The sequence below is a fragment of the Bacillus sp. LR--39 genome (genome assembly GCF_053613335.1).
Window position 1 is genome coordinate 1 of record NZ_JBSIOT010000613.1, and the last position, 833, is coordinate 833.

Consider the following 833-nt stretch of genomic DNA (forward strand, 5'->3'; position numbering starts at 1 on the left):
ACAGGGCGCAGCTGAATCTTATGCATGCCCAGTATTCCGACTTGAGGGCTGTTTAAAATTGGAGTTGACATCAATGAACCGAAAGTCCCTCCGTTTGTAATCGTGAAGGAGCCTCCCTGAAGCTCGCTAAGGGTTAATTTATTGTTTCTTGCTTTTTTCGCAAGCTCGCCGATCTCTTTTTCGATTCCTGCAAATGTCAGGCGGTCCGCATCCCGCACAACCGGAACGACAAGGCCTTCATCAGCAGCAACAGCGATTCCGATATCGTAGAATTTCTTAACGATCAACTCATCGCCTTGAATTTCCGCATTCAACAGCGGATATTTTTTCAATGCAGCCACGACCGCTTTCGTGAAGAAAGACATAAAGCCGAGTTTCACTTCATTTTGCTCAAAGAATTGATCTTTGCGGCGTTTTCTGAGATTCATGACAGCCGTCATGTCCACTTCATTAAATGTGGTCAGCATCGCTGATGTTTGCTGTACCTCTACAAGGCGTTTTGCAATCGTTTGTCTGCGGCGTGACATTTTTTGCACTTCGACAGGTTTGTCAAAGCTTTGCTGTGCTTTTTGAGCCTGAGGCTGCTGCTTTTGCTGAGGAGCCGGTTTTGATGCCGGTTTTTCGTACGCTTCGACATCCTGCTTGCGCACTCTTCCAAGCGGATCTCCAGTTGGAACTTGAGACAGGTCAATTCCTTTTTCTCTTGCCAGCTTACGGGCTGACGGAGAAGCGATCGTTCTTGATTTTGCTTCAGATTGTGCTTCCTCGCTCACCTCTTGTGCAGCTGGTTCAGCTTGTTTCTCTTCTTTCACGCTTTCCTTGCTTTCTGCTTT

General features: G+C 47.1%; 1 protein-coding gene. It reads right to left on the bottom strand.

Annotated elements, in window-relative coordinates:
* A partial coding sequence (locus ACWHAR_RS25305; RefSeq protein WP_452088214.1) for a 2-oxo acid dehydrogenase subunit E2 occupies positions 1 to 833 on the bottom strand: 833 nt, incomplete at both ends.